We start from the raw sequence: 24,560 nt of genomic DNA, 5'->3' as shown, positions 1-24,560 counted from the left end.
ATGACCAAGCCTTATTATGAATTTTTCTGTCCAGTCAAGGTGATTGCCGGTCATGCTGCGCTCGAACATATTCCGTTTGAACTCTCGACATTAGGTGCCAAACGTCCACTCATCATTACCGATAAAGGCGTACGTGCCAATAATCTGCTTGCACCGATTGAAGCTGCTTTTGAATCGACGGATGCAGAGATTGCAGCGATTTTTGATGATGTCCCACCCGATTCGAGCTTAGGTACAGTACGTCGTGCTGCACAACTATATCGTGACAATAACTGCGATGCGATTATTGCCATCGGTGGCGGTTCAGTTATCGATACCTCAAAAGCGACCAACATTCTGGTCTCTGAAGGTGGTGATGACTTGCTTAAATATTCTGGCGCACATAACCTGCCAAAGCCCTTAAAACCATTTTTCGTGATTCCAACCACGTCTGGAACAGGCTCTGAAGTAACCATGGTTGCAGTGGTATCGGATACTGAAAAGAACCTGAAAATGCCGTTCGCATCTTATTATCTGATGCCGCATGCTGCAATTCTTGATCCACGTATGACCCAGACTTTGCCACCGCATTTAACTGCAATGACTGCAATGGACGCGATGACCCATGCGGTCGAAGCCTATACCTGTATGGCAGCCAATCCGATTTCAGATGCTTATGCCACAGCAGCAGTGAAGAAAGTCAGTGAGAATCTGTTTAAGGTGCTGGATAATCCGTCTGATGCTCAAGGTCGTCTGGAACTGGCACAAGCTTCTACCATGGCTGGGATCGCTTTCTCGAACTCGATGGTTGGTCTGGTGCATTCACTCGGTCATGCGCTCGGTGCGGTGGCTCACTTGCCGCATGGACTATGTATGAACCTGTTCCTGCCTTATGTCCTGGAATACAACAAGGAAGTGAATGGTGGCAAGATTGCAGAGCTGCTTCTGCCACTGGCTGGCCCGGATATCTATGCACAGACCCCGGGGCATTTGCGTGCCGATAAAGCGATTGCAACCATTCAAGCGATGCGTGACCGTATTTATGCCCTGACTAAATTACCACGTACATTAAGTGAAACAGGTAAGGTTTCTGAGGCACAACTGGATGAAGTTGCCGAGAAAGCATTAAATGATGGTTCCATCATTTATAATCCGAAAGAAGCCACGCTGGAAGATTTGAAAACCATCTTAAAAAAAGCTTGGTAATTCCTGAAAAATAAGCGAATATAGCGAAAATTTAGAGCCTGGTGTTTTTTTAAGCATCAGGCTTTTATCTTGCATGAAAATTTCATCATCAATCATGATAATTTTGGCATATTTCATGCTGTAGTAATCTCAAAAAAATTGCTAGCAAAAATGTTCATTCTAGAGTAGATTGGCGCGCTTTTGCTTAATTTGTAGGGGGGATCGTTCGTCTCAAACGATCCTTATTCAATATGACTGATCCTTGATCAACGATTAAGAGGATAACGCCGTTGACAAATTTCTCTGGGACTCAATCGGCAGCTAAACTGCAAAAAACGCTGGGACTCTGGCACATCATTATTATCGGTTTAGCTTATATTCAACCCATGACCTTGTTTGATACTTTTGGTCTGGTATCTGAAGAAAGTAACTTTCACGTTCCTACCTCTTACATTTTTGCACTGATTGCAATTTTGTTAACCTCTTTGAGCTATGGTCATATGATTCGTCGCTACCCATCTTCGGGTTCGGCCTATACCTATGCCCAAAAATCCATCCACCCGAATGTTGGTTTCATGGTGGGTTGGTCATCATTACTAGATTACCTGTTATCACCGATGGTCAATATCATCTTGGCTGTGATTTATCTGGAAGCACTTTTCCCAGATATGAATCATTGGGTCTGGGTCATTGGTTTAACAGTGTTCATGACTGCGATTAACCTCCGCGGTGCAAAATTTGTTGCCAACTTCAACAGTATGATTGTATTTGTACAGTTGGGCGTCATTGCATACTTCACCTGGATGGTTTACCAACTTCTGGAAGGTGGTGTAAATGCAGACGGCACATTAGTCGATGCAAAGTATCAATTATGGAGTTTAGAGCCATTCTGGAATGAGTTCACCTCTGTTGCTGCCTTGATTACCGGTGCAACCTTACTGTGCTTTTCTTTTACAGGTTTTGACTCTTTAAGTTCACTGGCTGAAGAAACCAAAGATACTGAAAAAACTTTGCCTAAAGCGATTTTCTTGACTGCATTAATAGCGGGTATCATTTTCATCATCAGTACTTACTTCATGCAGATCTTCTTCCCGAATGATCCAAAAACCTACTTTGAAGATATCGCTGCAACACAGCCTGATATTTTACAAGCAGTAGGTGGTGTGGCATTTAAGACAGTGGTACTTTACTTTGCGATTGTGACAGTTATGGCTTCCGGTATTTCAGCGCATGCGGGTGTGTCTCGTCTGATGTACGTAATGGGTCGTGATGGCGTAATTAACAAAAAAATCTTTGGTCACATTAGTCCGAAAAACTACACACCGTCATACAATATCTTGATCGCTGGTGCAGTTGCTTTAACTGCTGGTTTCATGGATCTTGACTTTGTCGTGTCACTGATCAGCTTTGGTGCGTTAACTGCATTCAGTTTCGTCAACTTGTCGGTGATTTCACGTTATGCACTGCGTGATGGCCGCACGAAGAGTGCTAAAGAGATCATGAACTTTGTCGTCGTTCCCTTACTTGGCTTCATTTCAGTGTTTGCATTATGGCTAGAAGTCGACGAAGCTTCGCTTAAATACGGTCTGATCTGGGCATTTGGCGGTATCTTGTACCTGGGTTATAAGACCAAAGGCTTCAAGCACCCTGCTCCTCAGCACAATGAATTTGATGATAAATAATATCCTTCTTATTCAAATAAAAAAGGCGCTTGATGCGCCTTTTTTAGTTCTGACTTGTTTATTTTTTAGTTCAGTTCAAAATCATTTTAGACGACAGTTAAAGCCCATGCGGGTATCAACAATATTGTCTTTATAACCAAGCCGTTCGATAAATAGATTACGATTTTTTAAAACCTCCTGACTTTCAGGACTCAAACGCGCCTTGTTCTGTACAGCCAGATGATAGGTTTCATTCACCACACCCTGGAAGATATTACAGACTTCCTGACGTTTTGGTTGATTCAGAATCCTTCCGCGCCAACTCCATTCAAAATCATCTTTGCTGAGGGTTTTACCCCAAGCTTCAATACGCTCATTCAGTTGCTGCTGCATCTCTGCCATACCCTGCCTGATTTCCTCCTGAGTGAGCGGTTTTACTTCTTCTGCTGGCTGTTGTGGTTCTGGCTGTGCCTGGCTTGCTCCACTAAACATTAATACAATCGCACAACTTGCTGTAATCCACCCCTTATTCAAGTTCTTTTCCTTTTTTTGTGTTCTCAAATTATTTATACCGAAGATAAGCCCAATGACCAACCAATGCACAAGCCTTGTTACACAAATCAAAAAAAGCCACCAATTAGCAGCTTTTCTTAAAAAAAGAAACTAATTAAAGCATTTTAAACCCCTGCTGACGCCAGGCCTCGTACACAATCACTGCTGTCGCATTGGATAGGTTCAGACTACGCGAATTTTCAGCCATTGGCAGACGGATCCAGTGTTCTTTCGGGAACATCATACGCACATTTTCTGGCAGGCCACGTGTTTCCGGCCCCATCAACAAAGCCACAGGACGATTCAAGTCTGAAGTATGTGGGGTTTCAAAACCTTTAGTTGTCAATGGATAGACCGCATCTGTACCAATGCCTTGAGAAGCTAAATCTGCCAGACATTCTTCAATATTTTCCCAGATTTGCATATTGGCATATTCATGGTAATCCAGACCGGCACGTTTTAGCTTCTTGTCATCCAGTTCAAAGCCCAGCGGCTTGACCAAATGCAACTGTGCTCCCGTATTTGCGCATAGGCGAATAATATTACCTGTATTGGCAGGAATTTCAGGCTCATATAAAACAACATGGATCACAGCTTTTCTCTACTTTTGGGGGAGTTAAGTGGTCGTTTACGACCACTTAAGTTTTTCACGTAAACGCACCACTTCACCGATAATGGTCAAAGTTGGTGCTTGAATATGGTGCTCAGAGACTTTAGATGCAATATTCTGGAGCGTTCCAATTACTACTTTTTGCTCAGGTGTAGTGCCTTTAGACACTAAGGCCACCGGCATATCCGGGCGCTGGCCATGCGCGATCAGTTGCGCACAGATCTTCTCCAGCCCAACCAAACCCATATACAGCACTAAAGTCTGGTTTTCATAGACCAGTTCACTCCAAGGCAGCTCAGGTGAACCTTCTTTTAAATGACCTGTCAGGAAACGTACACTTTGCGCATAATCACGATGAGTCAGTGGAATACCAGCATAGGCTGAACAGCCAGAAGCCGCGGTAATACCTGGCACCACCTGGAAAGCCACACCCGCAGCGAACAGTTCTTCAATCTCTTCACCACCACGCCCAAAGATAAATGGATCACCACCTTTCAGACGACAGACACGCTTACCTTCACTGGCATATTTTACCAGTAAGGCATTGATCCCTTCTTGTGGCACTGCATGATTAGATCGTGCTTTACCAACGTAGATCTTCTCTGCATCACGGCGGCACAAGTCCATGATTGGTGCAGAGACCAGACGATCATAAATCACCACATCCGCCTGTTGCATCAGGCGTAGGGCTTTTAAGGTTAGTAATTCTGGATCACCAGGACCTGCGCCAACGAGATAAACCTCACCTTTTGGCTTTTGCCATTCCAGTAGCGCCTGTTCAATCAGATGGTCAGCTTCAGCCAGATTGTCATTAAACACCTGTTCTTTCAAAGGACTAGCATAAAGCTCTTCCCAGAAAATACGGCGTTCATCTGGATTAGCAATCTTGGCTTTTACCGCGCTACGCCACTTACCTGAGAATTCAGCCAGTTTACCCATACCATGTGGAATGGTGGTTTCTAGCTGGGTACGAATCTGACGGGATAACACCGGTGACGTGCCATTACTGGCTACAGAAATCACCAGCGGTGAACGGTCAATAATCGCCGGAACCATAAAGCGGCAATGCGGCGGATCATCTACACTGTTCACCAGAACATTTTCAGCTTCGCAGGCATTAAAGACCTGACGGTTGACTTCAGCATCATCAGTCGCTGCAATCATCAGACGATAAGAGCGTAATGGAATTTCAGGATTGAAAGGTGCCTGAACATATTGGCCGCCAGTTGCTTGAACAATCTCAAGCAGAGCTGCTTCAATTTCAGGTGCAATTACCGAGATAACTGCGCCTGCTTTCTGTAGCAATACCGCTTTCCGGTACGCAATATGTCCACCACCGACAATCAGACAGGGTTGCTGCTGCAACTTTAACGAGATTGGGAAAATATCCACGAAAAGCCTCAAATATTTAGATCTGACTGTCTAAGCAATTTTCATGCACATTTTGGTGCATACACCGATATTTAGTCGATGTAAGTTGCACCACCCATGTATGGACGTAATACTTCAGGGATCTCAATTGAACCATCTGCACGTTGGTAGTTTTCCATCACAGCAAGTAAGGTACGACCCACTGCTAAACCTGAACCATTCAAGGTATGCACGAATTCAGTTTTCTTTTGATCGGCACGGTAACGCGCTTTCATACGACGTGCCTGGAAATCACCCATGTTTGAACATGAAGAGATTTCACGATAGGTATTTTGGCTTGGTACCCAAACTTCCAGATCATAAGTCTTGGTTGAACCAAAGCCCATGTCACCGCCACATAGAATGATCTTACGGTATGGAAGGCCTAAAGCTTGCAGGATACCTTCCGCATGACCAGTTAAGTCTTCCAGTGCCTGCATAGAATCTTCAGGTTTTACGATCTGAACCATTTCAACTTTATCAAACTGGTGCTGACGGATCAGGCCACGGGTATCACGACCATAAGAGCCCGCTTCACTACGGAAACATGGCGTATGTGCAGCATATTTCAATGGCAGGCGGTCGGCATCAATAATTTCATCGCGTACGAAGTTGGTTACTGGCACTTCAGCTGTTGGGATCAAATAGAATTCTTTTTCGCCTTGCAGCTTGAACAGGTCTTCTTCGAATTTGGGTAACTGACCTGTGCCACGTAGCGAATCAGCATTTACTAAATACGGTACATAGGCTTCGGTATAACCATTTTTGGTGGTGTGCGTATCCAGCATGAATTGAGTCAACGCACGTTGTAGACGCGCTAAAGGACCTTTAAGAACGCTGAAACGTGAACCAGTCAATTTAGTTGCTGTTTCAAATTCCAGACCGCCCATCATTTCACCCAAGTCAGTATGGTCTTTGATTTCAAAATCAAATTCGCGTGGTGTACCCCATTTCAGGATTTCCACGTTGTCAGACTCATCTTTACCTTCAGGAACAGATTCATCTGGTAAGTTTGGAATAGACAGGGATTTTTCTTCCAGTTCAGCTTGCAATTCAGCCAGTGCTGCTTCTGCTGCCTTGATTTCATCACCAATTGCAGACATGCGTGCCATGATTTCAGACGCATCGCCACCGGCTTTTTTGATTTGGCCAACTTGTTTCGCACCCGCATTACGCTCAGCTTGTAGCGATTCAGTTTTAGACTGAATTTCTTTACGGCGAGCTTCAAGTGATGCCCACTCTTCGACATTCAGTTGAACACCACGTTTTGCCAAGGCTAAATTTACAGCCTCAATATTATTTCTGAGTAATTTCGGGTCGATCATAGCCAATCTTTAGATAAGAAAAAAACTGGCTATAGTGTAAGCTCTTAACGGCAAAAAATACAGTGACCTGGTGAATGGCTGCGCCTTATTAGCACAATATTTAAGGGGTTGTTCTTGGCAAAATGGATAAATACTCAGGTCGGATGATCCGGTTTAATGCTGTATAAGGTACTTTTAATTCTACCATCACACTTGTCGACTTGCTTAACTCACCTGCTGGATAAATCAGTACCAAGCCTTGTCTGTCAAAATAATAATTATCACTTAATTCCAATTGCTTTGATGTTATTTGGGCACGATCCAACCAGTCTTTGTTTTCTTGATACAAGCTTTGTTTTAACTTTCCTTCAGTATTGCCCAGCATAATTTGATAAAGAGCCAGACGCTTCTTTTGCTTTAGGTCCAGATTGACGTATTCAGTATGAGATTGTGGCTGTGCTGCACGTCTAGGCTGATGAGCAGTTTTGAATATAAAAGTCGCCAGATGACCATACTGATTCAGGTAACTGACCTGAATAGAACGCTGCTCAAAAAGTTTCGGCTGATCCTTTGCTTTGATTTTATCACTGCTTACTGTGCGAAAGGCAACTGGCTCGGTACGCTGCATACGCTCTAGAAAATACTGGTCAATCCAAGCCATATTGGTATCTACAGTTTGCAGATCAAAGCGCACACAACTCTCTACTTCGCACACGACCTGATTAACACCTTTAACCGGAATGGTTTTGGATTGTATTTGCCCTGCTTCTTCTGTTTGCGCAGATGCATTGACTGAAGACATTTGAGGCTGACAGGCAAACAACCCCACATTTAAACATAAAATACAGCTGATCCAGCCGGTTTTAAATGTAGTCATTTTAATCCTAAGCAACTGAAATTTCATAATTTAATTGACTTGACTTTTGATTATTCTAAAACGCCTGAATCTCTAGATATAGACAAACCTTGTAATGTCTCCAAATCCATTTCTATTATTGGCAAATAAAAAGCAACCCGAAGGTTGCTTTTTTTATTTTGCTGACATTGATGCTTATTGATCAATAATGTCCGTTCCTTTAGGCGGTGTGAAATTAAAGGTAGATGCCGGAATACTGGCATTCACTTTCACATTGCTAAAGTTGATATAAGTGGTTTGACCCAATGAATCTTCCAGAATCATCAGACTCGGTGCCTTGTTAGCGCCAAAGCTGATCGTCAGGCTTTCAAACACACCATCACTTGCCTTTGGATACAGCTTGTAATAGGTCTTGCCTTTGTTTGGCTGTGTCACACGATAAGACTGCATGATCTGGTTGGTGTTTCCAGAGAGCAATAATGCTGGTGTATTGGAGACTTGTTCATCCAGGCTCTGACGAACGGCTTGCTGCAAGTCTGGGTCATAGATCCAGACAGTTTTTCCTGTGGTAGCAATTGTCTGTTTCGAAGGTGCCGTGGTTTCCCAATAGAATTTACCCGGACGCTGCACTTTCATCACACCACGAAAGGTCTGGTTCATGTGCTGGGCGCTCAAACCCTTTTTCTGAGTTGCTTTCGGATTGGTAATCTTGGTGGTTTGCTCAAAGTTTGCCGTTAAGCTACGGATATTACTGAGCTGCTTCACCAGATTGGCAGTGGCTTGCTGCTCCGTCGCTGCAGTTGCGGCAAATACAGTCGTGCTCATGACAGGAGCCAGTGTTGCCGCACCGATTGTTATGGCACATACAGTTTTACGAAGCATATTCATAATCTCACCTTTTTGTATTTGCATATCGCTATTTATCTAATGGCTCATCTTAAACGAATTTCAAAAACTAAGATGATAGAAAATAAGAAGTTTTGTATTGTTATTAATGCAAAATCCCTGCTTTTGTTCATCATGATGAAGACCACCGTTTATTCTTCAGCCATATGTTTCAGACTGACTCGTCAATCTTCAAGCATAAAAAAACCCACAGAATCTGTGGGTTTTTTCTATTGTCGCAGATTATGCTTCAACAGATACGTAGCGACGACCGAACTGGCCTTTCACTTCGAATTTTACTACGCCATCAGCAGTAGCAAATAAAGTATGGTCACGGCCCATACCTACGTTAACACCAGCGTGGAATTCAGTACCACGTTGACGAACAATGATGTTACCTGCAGTTACAGTTTGACCACCGTAAACTTTAACACCTAACATCTTAGGATTCGAATCACGACCGTTCTTAGTCGAACCACCGGCTTTTTTAGTTGCCATGTCTCATTACTCCTAGTAATTAGCCTGAAATGCTAGTAATTTTCAACTCGGTAAACCATTGACGGTGACCTTGTTGTTTACGGTAGTGCTTACGACGACGCATTTTGATGATGCGGATTTTGTCGTGACGACCATGGCTAACTACTTCTGCAGTTACTTTAGCGCCAGCTACCACTGGAGCACCGATTTGAATGCTTTCACCGTTTACAAGCATCAACACGTCATCAAAAGTAACAGTTGCGCCAGTTTCAGCTTTCAATAATTCAACTTTAAGGGTTTCACCCTCAACTACACGGTGCTGTTTACCACCGCTTTGGATTACTGCGTACATAATGTACTCCAAATATGCCCGTGTCGTCGTGCCGATAAAGGGATATACCGGTCTTAAAACGTACGCCACTGGGGGTTATACAAGGGCAAAGATTTTAAGGGATATTCGTATAAACAACAAGCCATTTTATAGAAATATTGATGAACGCATTTATCCATCTCTTTGAGATTATACTAATTTTAGTAAAATCAGACACTCATGCAATTTTTTGCTACAAAAATCAACAGAGCCGGACGGTTATTTTTGAGTAGTATACTGAGCCACAAATTTCGGATCACATGATCCGTAAAGGTAAATCGATAGAGTACAGTCAGCCACCAGAATCAGGCTGGATGGATTATATTCATCATAAAAAACTGATTTTTAGTGGAGTTTGTACGTTTCTTATGTTTCATGGATGTTATAAATTGTTAAACTACCGACTTGAGATTTACCAAACTAGAGGTTTCCTTTCACATGACCATCGACTTTAAGCAAGATATTCTCGCTCCTGTGGCACATGACTTTGCTGCGATGGACACATTCATTAATGAGGGGATTACTTCAAAAGTTGCCTTAGTCATGGCAGTGAGCAAACATGTGGTTGAAGCCGGTGGCAAGCGTATGCGCCCGATTATGTGTTTACTGGCAGCCAAAGCCTGTGGCGCAGATGATCTGGATCAGCATCGTAAACTCGCGGCGATCATTGAAATGCTACATACTGCAACGCTGGTACATGATGACGTCGTGGATGAGTCTGGCCTGCGCCGTGGCCGTCCAACTGCGAATGCGACCTGGAATAACCAGACTGCCGTATTGGTCGGTGACTTCCTGATCTCACGTGCCTTTGACCTGCTGGTTGATCTGAACAATATGGTCTTACTCAAGGACTTCTCAACTGGTACCTGTGAAATTGCCGAGGGTGAAGTATTGCAGTTGCAATCGCAACATCAGCCTGAAACAACTGAAGAAACGTATTTAAATATTATTCATGGTAAAACTTCTCGCCTGTTTGAACTGGCGACTGAAGGTGCTGCCATCCTAACTGGTAAAGAAGAGTTCCGTGCCCCGCTACGAACTTTTGCCGGTCACTTTGGAAATGCATTCCAGATCATTGACGATATTCTGGATTACACCTCAGATGCAGAAATACTGGGCAAGAATATCGGGGATGACCTGATGGAAGGTAAACCGACTTTACCTTTGATTGCGGCACTGAAGAATACCTCTGGAGATGACTTCGAGATTGTGCGTAAGAGCATTGCAACGGGCGGTACTGACCACCTTGAACAGGTGATTCATATTGTCAATGCATCCGGTGCTCTGGATTACTGCCGTCAGCGTGCGACTGAAGAAACCGAAGCTGCGATCGCTGCACTGGATCTACTGCCGGATTCTGAATACCGTCAGGCGCTGATTAACCTGGCCAAACTTGCGCTTCATCGCATCCAATAGATACCCACCTCGCCTATGCATATTAAATTTCTCGATATTTTCCAAAGCATGCAGCAACAGCTTGAGCAGCCTCAGGCAAAGCTGGATGAAAACCTGTTAATTGAACTCGTGAATCGTATACGACCAATAGACAGCAAGAATACCGAAGAAATCGAAGAAAAATTTCAGGCATTTTTACAGTCTTTACTGATCACTCCTAATGCGGTTTCTACCTTGCAGACCTTTGTGCTGCGCGTGATTAACCGCTACAAACAGACCAGCCTGTTTTCTGATACAGGTATTTTATCCCTGGACGGTTTCTGGAATCAGCTCAATCAGCGTATTGGTGCACATATTCTACCCATGATTCCGGATGATAAAAGCCTGCAGGAACTGATGCGTCGGGTATTTCATGAACGCAGTGACCGCTACTGGCTCGACTATCTAGCCGATGAAGACTGGCTGCGACTGTTTAGCGTGATGAATCAGGGTCATTCTAATCAGCCTGAAAAAACCCGGATTAAAGATGAACTGATCAAGGCACTGACTATCCTGTCATATCGCGTCAGTGGTATTGCCCTGCATCCTGAATTTATCAATGCCCAGCCTGAACTGATGGAATATGAATCACCTTTTCTGATTCAGAACCGTGAGATCAATGAATTTATTCAGGAATATAAGAAGCGCTTTAATAATGTAGAACTGGTGGATTCAATCCTGCCACCAGACGCTTCTCAGGCAATGGTGATGCTGGAGCAATGTCATGATGTCGTCGCGAAAATTCGCCGCTCCACCAAACGCATTGGTGTAAGTGTCAGTTTGACCTACATGCTGGCGCTATTGGAACAATGTCTGGAACGGATTGAAATTCTGCTAAATATGATTATGGATGATGACCAGTTACGTTATCAATCTATGGGGTATTTTCTGGTAGATATTACTGAAGCACTTTATAGTGAACGTAGTGTCCGCTCCCTGCTGGCGACCAACAGCGAATTACTGGCTTTACAGGTGACTGAGAATGCTTCCAAAACTGGAGAGCATTATGTAAGTACCGACAAGCAGGGCTTCCTGGCCATGTATAAGGCCGCAGCGGGTGCCGGGGTTATTATTGCCACTATGGCTACCCTGAAGATACTCATGGCACGTGTCACCATGGCACCGCTCATGCAAGCCTTTAGCTACAGCATGAATTACTCACTGGGCTTTATGCTCATCCATGTACTGCATTTCACTGTAGCAACCAAACAGCCCGCGATGACCGCAGCTGCACTGGCTTCTACCGTACAGCAACGTAAAGGCTCTAAAACCGCGCAGATTGCTGAACTGGCTGCATTGATTGTAAATATTATCCGAACCCAGTTCGTAGCAATTCTGGGAAATATTTCGATTGCCATACCCGTTGCTGCCTTGCTGACCTTTATGTGGGATGCAGCCCTTCATGAACCTTTAATGAATCATGCCAAAGCGGCCAAGACCTTACATGACCTGAATCCGTTTACTTCACTTGCGATTCCACATGCTGCGATTGCCGGGGTTTGCCTGTTCCTGTCTGGCCTGCTCGCAGGTTATTTTGACAATATGGCGGTATATCGTAAGGTCGGACCACGCCTGAAAGCGCATGCCCGTCTGGCTAACCTGATGGGACAAGAGCGCTTAAACAAATTTTCCGAATATATGGAACGTAATTTGGGAGCCTTGGGGGGTAACTTTATTTTCGGGATCATGCTCGGCAGTATGGGCACCATTGGTTTTATTCTCGGTATGCCGCTGGATATTCGTCATATTGCTTTTGCTTCGGCCAACTTTATTCAAGGACTAATAAATATTAATGGGCCTGATATCGGCCTGGTGGTGGTTTCGTTTCTAGGTGTTCTACTGATTGGTCTGACTAACCTGTTTGTCAGTTTTAGTCTGACCATTATTGTGGCATTACGTGCGCGTCGGGTGCGTTTCGAACAATGGAAACCACTGGCGAAACTAGTCATGACCCATTTCCTGACTCGACCGAGCGATTTCTTCTGGCCACCAAAGCAAGATGTTGATATTGACGAAAATCATACAACCAGCAAAGGTTGAAACTGAGACAATTCTTGTTGATTTATCAACAGAATTACCTAATAAAAATATGGATTTTGTATAAATTACGCACACTTGAAAAAAAGTGTACTGACAAGTACACTTCAGGACAGACGGTTAACCGGTATCATGTCGGTTAGAAAGAACAAGGATATCTGGCATGCCCTACTTGTTGCTTTTTATCGGTTTTTTTATTTGATTTTCAGTGTGTTCGTTCATCTTGATTCAGTTTATAGCAAGTTTGATTTGCTGATTGCTGAATAAATAAAGTACTGCACAGAGATCTGTCTGTATTAAATGACCGCAGCCATAAGGTGCCTATATGGCATGCCATTTGTATTACTTTTAACCATCTGCTGGTGTATTGCCCCAGTTTGGTATAAAAAGTATGCAAACTTAATTTTATATGTATCGGAATTCTTGGAGGATTTATTCTCAAATGGCGACTTAAAATTCTGATTGCCTCAGTATGGCCTTCTGGATGTTTCATAAATTGAACAATACAGATTGCCCATTCCAGTTATGACGTTTGGTGATTTACATCAGCCAGCAATATCTTCCTCATAAACTGATGGTGTGATGGGCATAAGAATTTTAAAAAACCTTTGGTGAATATAGCTTCCTCCAGAAGTAATCGCCGACCGGAGTATAAGTTTTATTTGGATCTTGTCATTGTATTTAATTTTTTAAATACAATAAGTTACAAATAAAAAATTTAGATAAAAATCTAATCGAGGTGGAACAATGATGTCTGCAAAGCTTTGGGCACCTGCCCTGACTGCTTGCGCATTAGCAACAAGTATCGCGCTTGTTGGCTGTAGCAAAGATCCTAAAGAGGGCCAGCAAGCTGGTGCTCAACAGCAAATGCCACCGACTGAAGTTGGTGTGCTGGTTGCACAGCCACAAAGCGTTGAGCAGTCTGTTGAACTCTCAGGTCGCACAACAGCATTTGAGATTTCAGAAGTACGTCCACAGGCGACTGGTGTCGTGCTAAAACGCTTATTCAGCGAAGGCAGCTATGTCCGTGAAGGTCAGGCGCTGTATGAAATCGACTCTAGTACTAACCGTGCCACAGTGGACAATGCTCGTGCAGCAATTGCACGTGCTGAGGCAAATCTGGGCGTGTTACGTGTTAAAGAAGGTCGTTACCGTCAACTGGTTGGTACTAACGCGATTTCCAAGCAGGAATATGATGACATTGTAGCGCAGGTTAAACTGGCTGAAGCTGATTTGAATGCGAACCGTGCAACATTGCGTAATGCTCAAATTAACTTAGGCTATTCAACTGTACGTGCGCCAATTTCTGGTCAGACTAACCGTTCTTCAATCACTGCAGGTGCGCTGGTAACTGCAAACCAGCCAGAGCCGCTGGTAACCATTCAGCGTCTGGATCCAATCTATGTAGATATTAATCAGTCAAGCGCGGAATTGCTGCGTCTGCGTCAGCAGTTGAGTAAAGGTGACCTGAACAGCTCTAATAACACACGTGTGAAGTTAAAACTGGAAGATGGCAGCATCTATCCGGTTGAAGGCCGTTTAGCATTCTCTGATGCTAGCGTGAATCCAGAAACTGGTACAGTGACACTGCGTGCAGTATTCCCGAACAAGAATCACCTGTTGCTACCAGGTATGTTTGCTACTGCGCAAATCGTTCAGGGTGAAGTACCAAATGCTTACCTGATTCCTCAGGCAGCATTAACACGTACGCCTACCGGTCAAGCTATGGCAATGTTAGTGGGTGCTGATAATAAGGTAATCTCACGCCCAGTCACTACTGCGGGTACACAAGGCCAAAACTGGATCGTGACTGAAGGTTTGAATCCGGGTGATAAAGTGATTGTAGATGGTATTGCGAAAGTAAAACCGGAACAACAGGTCGTGGCTAAACCTTACCAGCCTCAAGCTGCTGCACCACAGGGTGCTGCACAACCTGCTGCCCAACAACCTGGTGCAGCGCAAAAAGCGGATGATGCAAAAGAACAATCTGAACAAAAACCTGCTGCCAAAGCATAAGGAGTAAGGTTTATGGCTCAATTTTTTATTCATCGTCCTATCTTTGCCTGGGTGATTGCACTGGTCATCATGCTGGCAGGTATTTTGACCCTGACCAAAATGCCGATTGCCCAGTATCCGACCATTGCACCGCCTACAGTCACGATTTCTGCGACTTATCCAGGTGCATCTGCTGAAACAGTCGAAAATACTGTAACTCAGATCATCGAGCAGCAAATGAATGGTCTGGATGGTCTGCGTTATATCTCATCTAACAGTGCGGGTAACGGTTCTTCGTCTATTTCCTTGAACTTTGAACAAGGTGTCGATCCTGATATCGCACAGGTTCAGGTCCAGAACAAATTACAGTCTGCGACTGCACTTCTTCCTGAAGATGTACAGCGTCAGGGTGTGCGTGTTACCAAATCAGGCGCCAGCTTCCTGCAGGTATTGGCTTTCTATTCACCTGATGGCAGCATGACCGCCGATGATATCAAAGACTATGTAAATTCGAACATTTCTGAACCTTTAAGCCGTGTGGCTGGGGTGGGTGAAGTTGAGGTCTTTGGTGGTTCTTATGCTATGCGAATCTGGCTTGATCCAGCCAAAATGGCGAGCCTGCAAGTCACGCCAAGTGATATTGCGACTGCCATCCGTACCCAGAATGCTCAGGTCGCTGTGGGTCAGCTCGGTGGTGCACCCGCTGTTGAAGGACAAGTCCTGAATGCGACTGTCACCGCACAAAGCCTGCTGCAAACTCCAGAACAGTTCAGCAATATCTTCCTGAAAAACACCACTTCGGGCGCACAAGTCCGTCTGGGTGATGTTGCACGGGTTGAACTCGGTGCAGATAACTATCAGTTTGATTCGAAGTTTAACGGTAAACCGGCTGGTGGTGTAGCAATTAAACTTGCCACTGGCGCGAATGCGCTCGATACGGCACAGGCTGTTGAAGAACGCTTAAAAGAATTACGTCCCAACTATCCACAAGGTATGGTCGACCAACTAGCTTTTGACACCACGCCATTTATTGAACTGTCGATCAAGAGTGTAGTTAAAACGCTGATCGAAGCAATTATTCTAGTGTTCCTGGTCATGTTCCTGTTCCTGCAGAACTGGCGTGCTACCATTATTCCAACCATGGCAGTTCCAGTCGTGGTATTGGGTACCTTTGCCGTGATTAATGTCTTCGGCTTCTCGATTAATACCCTAACCATGTTTGCCATGGTACTGGCGATTGGTCTTCTGGTCGATGACGCGATTGTTGTGGTCGAGAACGTCGAACGGGTCATGGTGGAAGAGCATCTGGATCCGGTTTCTGCAACTGAAAAGTCGATGAAACAGATTTCTGGTGCACTGATTGGTATTACCTCGGTGCTATCGGCAGTATTCGTTCCAATGGCTTTCTTCGGTGGAACCACCGGGGTTATTTATCGTCAGTTCTCGATTACGCTGGTCACAGCAATGGTCTTGTCGCTGATAGTGGCATTAACCTTTACCCCTGCCCTATGTGCGACCCTGCTGAAACAGCATGATCCGAACAAGCCGCAAAGTAATGGTATTTTTGCGCGTTTCTTCCGCTGGTTTAATAGCAGTTTTGACAAGGTTTCTGTGAAATATCAGGGCGGCGTCAACCGTATGACTCACAGCAAGATTTTCTCAGGCGTGGTGTATGCCGTGGTACTGGGTATTATTGTGCTGTTATTCCAGAAACTGCCTTCTTCGTTCTTACCGGATGAAGACCAAGGTGTCGTTATGACGCTGGTTCAGTTACCACCAAATGCAACACTGGAACGTACTGACAACGTGGTTAACACCATGACGAATTATTTCTTGGAAAACGAGAAAGAGCATGTCGAGTCCGTGTTTAGTGTGGCAGGTTTCTCCTTTACCGGTGTGGGTCAAAATGCAGGTCTGGCGTTTATTAAACTGAAAGACTGGTCAGAGCGTAACAGTCCGGAAGCTCAAGTGGGTGCCATTATTCAACGTGGTATGGCGTTGAACATGATTGTCAAAGATGCATCTTATATCATGCCATTGCAGCTTCCTGCGATGCCTGAACTCGGTGTATCGGCTGGCTTTAACTTACAGCTCAAAGCTGCAAGTGGTCAAAGTCATGAGCAACTTCTGGCAGCACGTAATACGATTCTGGGTTTGGCAGCACAAGACTCGCGTCTCGCTGGTGTACGTCCAAATGGTCAGGAAGATACCCCACAGTACCGTGTCATTGTCGATCATGCACAAGCTGGTGCACTCGGTGTCAGTGTTGCTGAAATTAACAGCACCATGGGTATTGCTTGGGGCGGTTCGTATATCAATGACTTCATTGATCGTGGTCGTGTCAAGAAAGTCTATGTTCAGGGTGAAGCTGGCTCACGTATGATGCCGGAAGATCTGGACCAATGGTATGTACGTAATAATCGCGGTGAAATGGTGCCATTCTCAGCATTTGCCACGGGCGAATGGGTGTATGGTTCACCACGTCTTGAACGTTATAACGGCGTATCGTCGATGAACATTCAGGGTACTCCTGCTCCGGGTATCAGCTCGGGTGATGCAATGGTGGCCATGGAAGAGATCATAGCGAAGTTACCAGAAATGGGCTTGCAAGGTTTCGACTTCGAATGGACAGGTCTGTCTTTAGAAGAGCGTGAATCTGGTGCTCAAGCACCGTTCCTGTATGCCCTTTCATTACTGATCGTGTTCCTGTGTCTTGCTGCATTGTATGAAAGCTGGTCTATTCCATTCTCGGTACTTCTGGTGGTGCCATTGGGTATTGTCGGCGCATTGCTCATGACCTATGGAGGAATGGTGCTGCTGCAAAATCCGAACCTGTCGAATAACATTTACTTCCAAGTGGCGATTATTGCCGTGATTGGTCTGGCTGCGAAGAATGCGATCTTGATCGTAGAGTTCGCAAAAGACCTTCAGGAACAAGGTGAAGAGCTGTTTGACGCGACAATGCATGCTGCGAAAATGCGTTTGCGTCCAATCATCATGACAACTCTAGCCTTCGGTTTTGGTGTACTTCCACTGGCTCTGTCTTCAGGTGCAGGTGCAGGTAGCCAGCACTCGGTAGGTTATGGTGTACTCGGTGGTGTAATCAGTTCAACACTGTTGGGTATCTTCTTTATTCCAGTCTTCTATGTCTGGATCCGGACGGTGTTCAAGTACAAACCAAAACAACAAAATAAACAGGAGCAAACCTCGTGATGCATAAAGTATGGTCTGTTTCAGGTCGTGGCATTGCGGTTTCTGCACTTGCGCTTGCTTTGACAGCTTGTCAAAGCATGCGTGGCCCAGAGCCCGTGGCACAAGCCGACATTCCGCAAAGCTATATCGGTTCTGCCTCAGGCACTTCCGTTGCTGAGCAAGGTTATAAAGATTTTTTTGCTGATCAACGCTTGGTTCAAGTTATTGATTTAGCTTTAAACAATAACCGCGATTTACGTACTGCAGCGCTGAATATTCAGCGTGCGCAGCAAGCGTACCAGATCACTGAAAATAATCAGCTTCCAACGATTGGTGCCAGTGGCAGCGTATTGCGTCAGGACACCATGAGTACACAAAGCCGTGGTGCAACGACAACCTATAATGTTGGTCTAGGTGTGACTGCCTACGAACTTGACTTCTGGGGGCGTGTACGCAGTTTGAAAGACAATGCTTTAGATACTTATCTGGCCACTGCGAGTGCGCGTGATGCAACACAAATCTCGCTGATCAGTCAGGTAGCACAGGCATGGTTAAATTATTCATTTGCCAATGCTAACTTGAAGCTTGCCAATCAAACCCTGCAAACCCAGCTTGAGTCTTTTAACCTCAACAAGAAACGTTTTGATGTGGGCATCGACAGTGAAGTTCCTGTTCGTCAGGCACAGATTTCTGTAGAAACTGCACGTAATGATGTAGCGAACTACAAGACTCAGGTAGCACAGGCACAAAACCTGCTAAATCTACTTGTCGGCCAGTCTGTACCAGCAAATTTACTGCCAGCTGATCGAGTGACCCGCATTACCACAGCATCCGCTTTGGGTTCAGGCCTTCCAAGTGATCTGCTGGTAAACCGCCCGGACATTCGTACTGCGGAATATCAACTGTCTGCTGCAGGTGCCAACATTGCTGCTGCACGCGCCCGTTTATTCCCTACCATCAGTCTGACCGGTTCAGCAGGTTATGCTTCAGCTGACTTAAGCGATCTGTTTAAATCAGGAAGTTTCGTCTGGTCGCTGGGTCCTAGTCTGGATATTCCGATCTTCGATTGGGGTACACGTAGAGCAAATATCAGAATTTCAGAAACAGACCAGCAAATCGCGCTGTCTGATTATGAAAGATCGATTCAGTCTGCTTTCCGTGAAGTCAACGATGCACTAGCAGTGCGTCAGAACATTGGCGACCGTTTAGCTGCACAACGTCGTCTGGTGGATGCAACCAATACGACGTATCGTCTGTCCAATGCCCGCTTCCGTGCCGGAATCGACAGCTATTTAACTGTCTTGGATGCACAGCGTACTTCGTATGCAGCCGAACAAGGCTTGTTATTGCTGGAACAGGCGAACCTGAACAACCAGGTAGAATTGTACAAATCTCTGGGTGGTGGTTTAAAAACCAATACCTCAGATACGATTCAATACCCGCCATCTACAGCTGAACGTAAACAGGCAAATCAGCAGTAAGTCTCGGTTTTCGATCTTATTGAAAAAGCTCACTTCGGTGGGCTTTTTTATTGCTTTTTATCGTGGAGTTTCTTATCTTCAAAGGAACAGAATCAGGTTCTCTATCCCTTATGCTACTCAGTAATCTGGAATCCGTCCCGGGACATGTTATTAGCCGTCAAATCGATGTGGTCTATGGCAGTACGGTACGTAGTAAACACGTTGGCCGTGATTTGCTCGCAGGATTGAAAAATATTGTTGGCGGTGAGCTGACTGCCTATACCGAACTTCTGGAAGAATCGCGCCAAGAAGCGATGAACCGGATGATTGAAAAAGCTCGTCAGATGGGTGCCAATGCAATTGTCGGCATTCGTTTCTCAACATCTAATATCGCCCAGGGTGCATCTGAACTGTTTGTATATGGTACAGCGGTGATAGTGGAGCCGAATGTTCCAAAGCTTCCAGATCCCTTCCCTTCAGCAGGTTAAGCTATGGATAACCTGATTTTTCAGTTTGTCGTTTTTGCCCTGCTGTTTTCGGTAGGTTTTGGCTTTGGTCGTTATTATGAACGAAAACATCTAAAAGAGCTGGCGGAACAGGAAGTACGGCTTGCTCATATTGTGCTGGATACTCACCGTTTTACAACTTCAGAATTTGAAGGTCAGCTGATTAGCTCCAATGTAGTGATTTCCCATGATTATTTTAAATATGTGATTGCCAATATTCAGAACATTTTGGGTGGACGTCTGGTCAGCTATGAAAGTATTGTGGAACGTGCACGCCGGGAAGCTGTTGTTCGCCTGAAGCGTGAAGCCGAGAAAATCGGTGCTACTCAGATTATGGGATTACGCTTGAGTACTACAGAACTGGGCATGCAAGGTGGAATGGTGGAAGTCTTTGCTTATGGCACTGCCATTAAAAAGCCTTAAGTCTTAGATTCAAAGTCGCTCAGTGAATAATATTCCATTCAGATGATCGATTTCATGCTGCACAATCCGTGCAGCAAAGCCACTAAATTCAGCATCAACCTGCACACCTTCCATGGTGTAATAACGCACCCGGATATCTTGTGCCCGGGCAACTTTGCCTCTTTGATCCGGCACACTCAAACAGCCCTCCTCACCCAGAATTTGTGCTTCAGAAACATATACAATTTCCGGATTGAGCATCGTCACTGCTTCCATATACGGTGCATTGGGATAACGCAGGTTTGAACGTGAAGCGACAATAATGATCCGCTTGGAAATATGCACTTGCGGGGCAGCAATACCTACCCCCTGACGGTCAAGCATGGTATCCATCATGGATTTACTGAGCTGATACAGCCACTCACTGCCGAATTCAGAATCTGCCACAGCAGTTGCAACGAGTCCTAAAATTTCCTCATCTTGCCTGGCCACGGTTAACACAGTCATGTCAAATCTCTCTTTATTTAAGGCAGTCCCTCTACTCTTTATAGACCAGTTTTAGCGTATTCCAAATCAGAATTTGTGTAATCTGTATCACTGAAAACTTTTTTAAACTAATCGCTTTATCAGGAAAGAATATCAATACATACTAAAAAATAAGTCATCTCTATTTTTTAGTTCAGTTCTTTGCTCAATTTCAACTTTTATTATTCCAAAGCATTTTATAAATATCTTTTTTTATAACTTTTAGTTTATTTTGAGCAAAGAAAGATTGATTATTCAATAAAAAATGTTTCTTTTAAAATCAAACAAATACTCAGTAATGGATTAAGGATTTCAGCATGGATGCACCTCCGCGCCTCTCACAAGCAGATAAACGCACTCTTGGACTTTCATCACTGGGCGGCGCGCTCGAGTTTTATGATTTTGTCATCTATGTGTTTTATGCCAAGCTCATTTCAGAGCTATTCTTCCCCAGCACACTCAGTCCTTTCTGGGCCATGTTGAATACCTACGGCATTTTTGCTGCGGGTTATTTCTTCCGTCCATTGGGCGGGGTAGTGATGGCACATTTTGGTGATCTAATTGGACGTAAGCGTCTGTTTAGTTTATCAATTCTGTTAATGGCACTACCTACTCTGATGATCGGGGTCATGCCGACCTTTGAAAGCATTGGTTATGCAGCGCCAATTCTGTTGCTGTTAATGCGTGTGCTACAAGGAATTGCCATTGGTGGTGAAATTCCTGCTGCCTGGACTTTTGTCTCTGAACATGTCCCTGAGCGTCGTATCGGGATTGCCAATGGTGTGCTTACCGCAGGCCTGTCACTCGGGATTCTGCTGGGAGCCTTGATGTCACTCTTTATTTCCTTACAGTTCTCTGAAGCAGAAATTAAAGACTGGGCATGGCGTATTCCCTTTATCCTCGGCGGTATTTTTGGTTTTGTAGCGTTGTACCTGCGGAGTTACCTGAAAGAAACACCGGTATTTAAAGCCATGCAAGCCAAAAAAGAACTGGCAAAAGAATTGCCGGTGAAACAGGTTCTGGCAAAGCATAAAACCGGTGTCGTGATTGGAATGCTTTTTACCTGGTTCTTGACGGGCTGTGTAGTGGTACTGATTCTGGCGATGCCAAACCTGCTGGTCGGTGCTTTTGGTTTTGAACGTGCCAATGCTTTCAAAATGCAAAGTGCGGCGATTGTGATGCAAATGGTGGGCTGTGTACTGGCAGGTGTATTGGTCGATCGTTTTGGTGCTGGGCGTGTTATTCTGTTTGGTTCTCTTCTAGTTGCGACTATGGCGGGCATTTTCTATAACAGTCTAGGCCATGTTGCACCGTCAACCGTGTTCATGCTGTATATGTTGTTAGGTTTAAGCTCCGGTACAGTCGGGATGGTGTCTTACAGCATGGTGAAAATGTTTCCAGCACAGATCCGCTTTACCGGTATCTCTTTCTCCTACAATCTGGCCTATGCCATTGCCGGCGGAATTACCTTGCCACTCGTACAATGGCTTAGCCTGTATAGCAATATTGGTGCAATGTACTATGTCTGGACTGTATGCCTGGTGACCTTGTTCACCGCCCTGATTTACAGAAGTAAATTTGAAAAATCGGCAATCTGATCAATAAAATATTGTGATAAAAAAGAGCCCAAATATGGGCTCTTTGTTTGACCTTCTTGCCATTTACGCAGTCAGACTTTTACGGATTTCATCTTCAATGATACTGATTTCAATCTGGCTAAATTTGCGGATTTCGCCTTCCGCATGTTTTTCTAGCATGCCGCCGACCAATGGCACCTTTACTTTTACGGTCCAGTCCAGTTGAAACTCAATCTGACGTTCATCACCTTTTACTGCGCGTTGGCAAGTCGCTTCGATTGGCAGGTTCGCACCAAGCTCCACTGTAGAAGTTAAATGTTCCAGATTACTGATGTCGGTACGTTGCAGACGAAAAGCATCACGTAACAGTTTTTTTGCGATATCTGGAATATTCACGTCCAAGTTATATGCACGTTTCAAGGTATAGATTTCACCCTGTTTCTCAGAAACCAGAATCTCCATGTTCTGCGCCGGAATACGACGACAGACCGCTTCGTGCATGCTGATATCACTGACCAGACGTTTGAATTCATCAATAGAAACACCATTGATGTTTGCCTTTACAGTAAATTGATGTGCCATGTGGTTTTCCTTTTTATTTTTTAAATTGTGGATGTGGCTTGTATTGGGGAAGCTTATTATAAAGCCAAATTCAGGATCAGATAACTTTGCTGTATATCGACAGTATTAAACTGAATTTCTGATCCAGAGTCATTATGCAGTGTTTAGGTAAATTAAGGCACATAAGTCAATCATCCACCTTTAACCACACTTGAGTTTTCACGCCACTACTGATGATCAGCTTGGCTCCGGGATAGTAAATGACAGCTTCAAACTCATCTGCACCATCATCCAGCCCAGAGGTATACCAGGTCGTACCTTTCGGAAAATCATTCAGCCAGGTAGCCTTATAAAAATCTGATACCGAATCAAACTGGAGATACTGCTGCGGCTTTGCCTGAATTTTCCGTGCCAATTCGATAAAAAGACCCAGTTGGGCCTGCCGGAAGTCAATCAGTATTGTCGTGCTCCTGACAAAAGCAGATTTTAGCATGCTGACTGCTTGCGAATAACAGATAGGGATATTTGCAAAGTGACATATGGCTGAGGACCTTGATCCTATAGAATATATGCACTGGCTTCATCAATAGACAAAAAACAAGAATGAGGGCTATTAATGGTTAAGAAAATTATAGACCAAACAGATTGCATCAACCTGAACAGTTATCCGTATTCATTCAAAACTTTATTAGGCACAATGTGCATGGTCTGACTCAAAACGATGTTCATATCGATGTTCTTCCCCATGCCGGTCCACATGCGTATAGAAAACTCCATAACGTCCCACATAATACTCGATAGATTGACCATAAAAATTCCAGTAAATAGACCACTCCCCCAAGTCCATTTTTCGGATCACACTATTGGTCTGCAACGGCATTCGATTCAACCATTTCTGCTGCAAACCTTCAGCCTGAGTACGCTCGGTAATAATCGCAGGCTGCTTAAATAACATTTTAGCGATATCATCGAACAGTTCCAGCTCGTAAGCATCTACCGTCATAGCCAGTTCATGTGGCTTTTGTGCAGTAGAAATAGACGTTTGATCTTGGGAAGATGGCGGCACTGCTTCAGGCTTTAAGCGCTGACCATGATAGCGGGCTTTATAGATTTTGAAGGCGATTATCCAAGCAACATACATCACCAACACACTACAGATAACAAGCATTACTTTGACCATAGGCTAAGTCTCTTATTCATTTTTCTTATCTTCAATCTGTAACCACAGATCTACTCTATTACAGTTCATTTACAAACCATAACATACTGATTGAAAAATACCCAACTTTAGTCATTTCAAGATATTTCAAAAACTTTATATTTCCCACTATAGGATGATTTCTTTAAATACCTCTAAAATATTTTTTATACTGACTAAAGAATTTAGCTCTAATGGAAATGCGAATAAAAATCAATACACACTGTCTGACAATTTAAACAAGCCACACAAATGCGCCACAGAAACGCTGTATAAAGAGTTTTTTTGCCGGAAAATTCCCTAAAAATATAACAATCCTAGACTTTCATTCATACTTTAGATGCTGCTAAATGAAACACTCGTTATTATTTAGTTTAGTTAAAT

22 protein-coding genes are annotated in these 24,560 nt (G+C 44.3%); 10 read left to right on the top strand and 12 right to left on the bottom strand.

The features are described from left to right. A complete protein-coding gene (locus tag FSC11_RS03975) occupies nt 1-1,185 on the top strand; it encodes an iron-containing alcohol dehydrogenase (RefSeq protein WP_004814878.1) in 1,185 nt (394 codons plus the stop codon). Between the two features lie 269 nt (nt 1,186-1,454). Next, a complete protein-coding gene (locus tag FSC11_RS03970; RefSeq protein ID WP_163165294.1) occupies nt 1,455-2,846 on the top strand; it encodes an APC family permease in 1,392 nt (463 codons plus the stop codon). 81 nt (nt 2,847-2,927) lie between these two features. Here the strand turns inward: FSC11_RS03970 and FSC11_RS03965 are convergent, their stop codons facing one another. From FSC11_RS03965 to rplU, 8 genes are all read right to left on the bottom strand, one after another. Further along, nucleotides 2,928-3,317 (bottom strand): hypothetical protein, encoded by a 390-nt coding sequence (locus FSC11_RS03965; RefSeq protein ID WP_017401621.1) that lies wholly within the window; start codon nt 3,315-3,317, stop codon nt 2,928-2,930. A gap of 175 nt (nt 3,318-3,492) precedes the next feature. Then, nucleotides 3,493-3,969 (bottom strand): tRNA (cytidine(34)-2'-O)-methyltransferase, encoded by a 477-nt coding sequence (locus tag FSC11_RS03960; protein ID WP_163165292.1) that lies wholly within the window; start codon nt 3,967-3,969, stop codon nt 3,493-3,495. Nucleotides 3,970-4,005: 36 nt separating this feature from the next. Next, nucleotides 4,006-5,379, bottom strand: a complete 1,374-nt coding sequence (cysG, locus tag FSC11_RS03955) for a siroheme synthase CysG (RefSeq protein ID WP_163165290.1) — start codon at nt 5,377-5,379, stop codon at nt 4,006-4,008. Nucleotides 5,380-5,450: 71 nt separating this feature from the next. Beyond that, nucleotides 5,451-6,722: a serine--tRNA ligase gene (gene serS / locus FSC11_RS03950; RefSeq protein ID WP_103799678.1), complete on the bottom strand. Its 1,272-nt coding sequence runs from the start codon at nt 6,720-6,722 to the stop codon at nt 5,451-5,453. Between the two features lie 100 nt (nt 6,723-6,822). Then, a complete protein-coding gene (locus FSC11_RS03945; RefSeq protein WP_163165288.1) occupies nt 6,823-7,578 on the bottom strand; it encodes a DUF3298 domain-containing protein in 756 nt (251 codons plus the stop codon). Nucleotides 7,579-7,752: 174 nt separating this feature from the next. Then, a complete protein-coding gene (gene lolA / locus FSC11_RS03940; RefSeq protein ID WP_005222953.1) occupies nt 7,753-8,445 on the bottom strand; it encodes an outer membrane lipoprotein periplasmic chaperone LolA in 693 nt (230 codons plus the stop codon). Nucleotides 8,446-8,685: 240 nt separating this feature from the next. Further along, nucleotides 8,686-8,940, bottom strand: coding sequence for a 50S ribosomal protein L27 (gene rpmA, locus FSC11_RS03935; protein ID WP_004814861.1), 255 nt, complete (start codon nt 8,938-8,940; stop codon nt 8,686-8,688). Between the two features lie 19 nt (nt 8,941-8,959). Continuing rightward, a complete protein-coding gene (gene rplU / locus FSC11_RS03930; RefSeq protein WP_004814860.1) occupies nt 8,960-9,271 on the bottom strand; it encodes a 50S ribosomal protein L21 in 312 nt (103 codons plus the stop codon). Nucleotides 9,272-9,727: 456 nt separating this feature from the next. On the opposite strand from rplU, the gene sdsA reads away from it, so the two are divergent. The 7 genes from sdsA to FSC11_RS03895 all read left to right on the top strand — a co-directional run bounded on the left by sdsA (nt 9,728) and on the right by FSC11_RS03895 (nt 20,336). Beyond that, complete coding sequence (gene sdsA, locus FSC11_RS03925) at nt 9,728-10,705, top strand: All-trans-nonaprenyl-diphosphate synthase (protein ID WP_005222954.1); 978 nt, start codon at nt 9,728-9,730, stop codon at nt 10,703-10,705. A 15-nt stretch (nt 10,706-10,720) separates the two neighbouring features. Then, on the top strand, nt 10,721-12,763 hold the full coding sequence (locus FSC11_RS03920; RefSeq protein ID WP_108675406.1) for a site-specific recombinase: 2,043 nt from the start codon (nt 10,721-10,723) through the stop codon (nt 12,761-12,763). Nucleotides 12,764-13,507: 744 nt separating this feature from the next. Beyond that, complete coding sequence (locus tag FSC11_RS03915) at nt 13,508-14,776, top strand: efflux RND transporter periplasmic adaptor subunit (RefSeq protein WP_163165286.1); 1,269 nt, start codon at nt 13,508-13,510, stop codon at nt 14,774-14,776. 12 nt (nt 14,777-14,788) lie between these two features. After that, entirely contained in the window at nt 14,789-17,968 is a 3,180-nt protein-coding gene (locus FSC11_RS03910) for an efflux RND transporter permease subunit (RefSeq protein ID WP_163165284.1), read from the top strand. Then, entirely contained in the window at nt 17,968-19,428 is a 1,461-nt protein-coding gene (gene adeK / locus FSC11_RS03905) for a multidrug efflux RND transporter AdeIJK outer membrane channel subunit AdeK (protein ID WP_163167712.1), read from the top strand. The genes FSC11_RS03910 and adeK overlap by 1 nt, the downstream gene beginning before the upstream one ends. Before the next feature lie 110 nt (nt 19,429-19,538). Next, complete coding sequence (locus FSC11_RS03900) at nt 19,539-19,895, top strand: YbjQ family protein (protein ID WP_163165282.1); 357 nt, start codon at nt 19,539-19,541, stop codon at nt 19,893-19,895. Nucleotides 19,896-19,898: 3 nt separating this feature from the next. Continuing rightward, nucleotides 19,899-20,336, top strand: coding sequence for a YbjQ family protein (locus tag FSC11_RS03895; RefSeq protein ID WP_005222964.1), 438 nt, complete (start codon nt 19,899-19,901; stop codon nt 20,334-20,336). Between the two features lie 9 nt (nt 20,337-20,345). Here the strand turns inward: FSC11_RS03895 and def are convergent, their stop codons facing one another. After that, nucleotides 20,346-20,822, bottom strand: coding sequence for a peptide deformylase (def, locus tag FSC11_RS03890; RefSeq protein WP_163165280.1), 477 nt, complete (start codon nt 20,820-20,822; stop codon nt 20,346-20,348). 335 nt (nt 20,823-21,157) lie between these two features. Between def and FSC11_RS03885 the strand changes: the two genes are divergently transcribed. Next, the gene (locus tag FSC11_RS03885; protein WP_163165278.1) at nt 21,158-22,438 is read left to right on the top strand and encodes an MFS transporter; all 1,281 of its coding nucleotides are present in this window, start codon (nt 21,158-21,160) and stop codon (nt 22,436-22,438) included. A 63-nt stretch (nt 22,439-22,501) separates the two neighbouring features. Here FSC11_RS03885 and FSC11_RS03880 read toward each other — a convergent pair whose 3' ends face one another. The 3 genes from FSC11_RS03880 to FSC11_RS03870 all read right to left on the bottom strand — a co-directional run bounded on the left by FSC11_RS03880 (nt 22,502) and on the right by FSC11_RS03870 (nt 24,158). Next, nucleotides 22,502-22,999 (bottom strand): DUF2505 family protein, encoded by a 498-nt coding sequence (locus FSC11_RS03880; RefSeq protein ID WP_004814839.1) that lies wholly within the window; start codon nt 22,997-22,999, stop codon nt 22,502-22,504. Between the two features lie 166 nt (nt 23,000-23,165). After that, nucleotides 23,166-23,438, bottom strand: a complete 273-nt coding sequence (locus FSC11_RS03875) for a hypothetical protein (protein ID WP_163167710.1) — start codon at nt 23,436-23,438, stop codon at nt 23,166-23,168. Nucleotides 23,439-23,666: 228 nt separating this feature from the next. Beyond that, the gene (locus tag FSC11_RS03870) at nt 23,667-24,158 is read right to left on the bottom strand and encodes a hypothetical protein (protein WP_163165276.1); all 492 of its coding nucleotides are present in this window, start codon (nt 24,156-24,158) and stop codon (nt 23,667-23,669) included. Nucleotides 24,159-24,560 lie beyond the last annotated feature (402 nt).

The sequence above is a fragment of the Acinetobacter schindleri genome, from assembly GCF_010918895.1.
In the GTDB taxonomy this organism is placed as follows: Bacteria; Pseudomonadota; Gammaproteobacteria; order Pseudomonadales; family Moraxellaceae; genus Acinetobacter; species Acinetobacter schindleri.
Note: the sequence above shows the minus strand (reverse complement) of the source record. Positions and strands in the feature narration are given on the sequence as shown.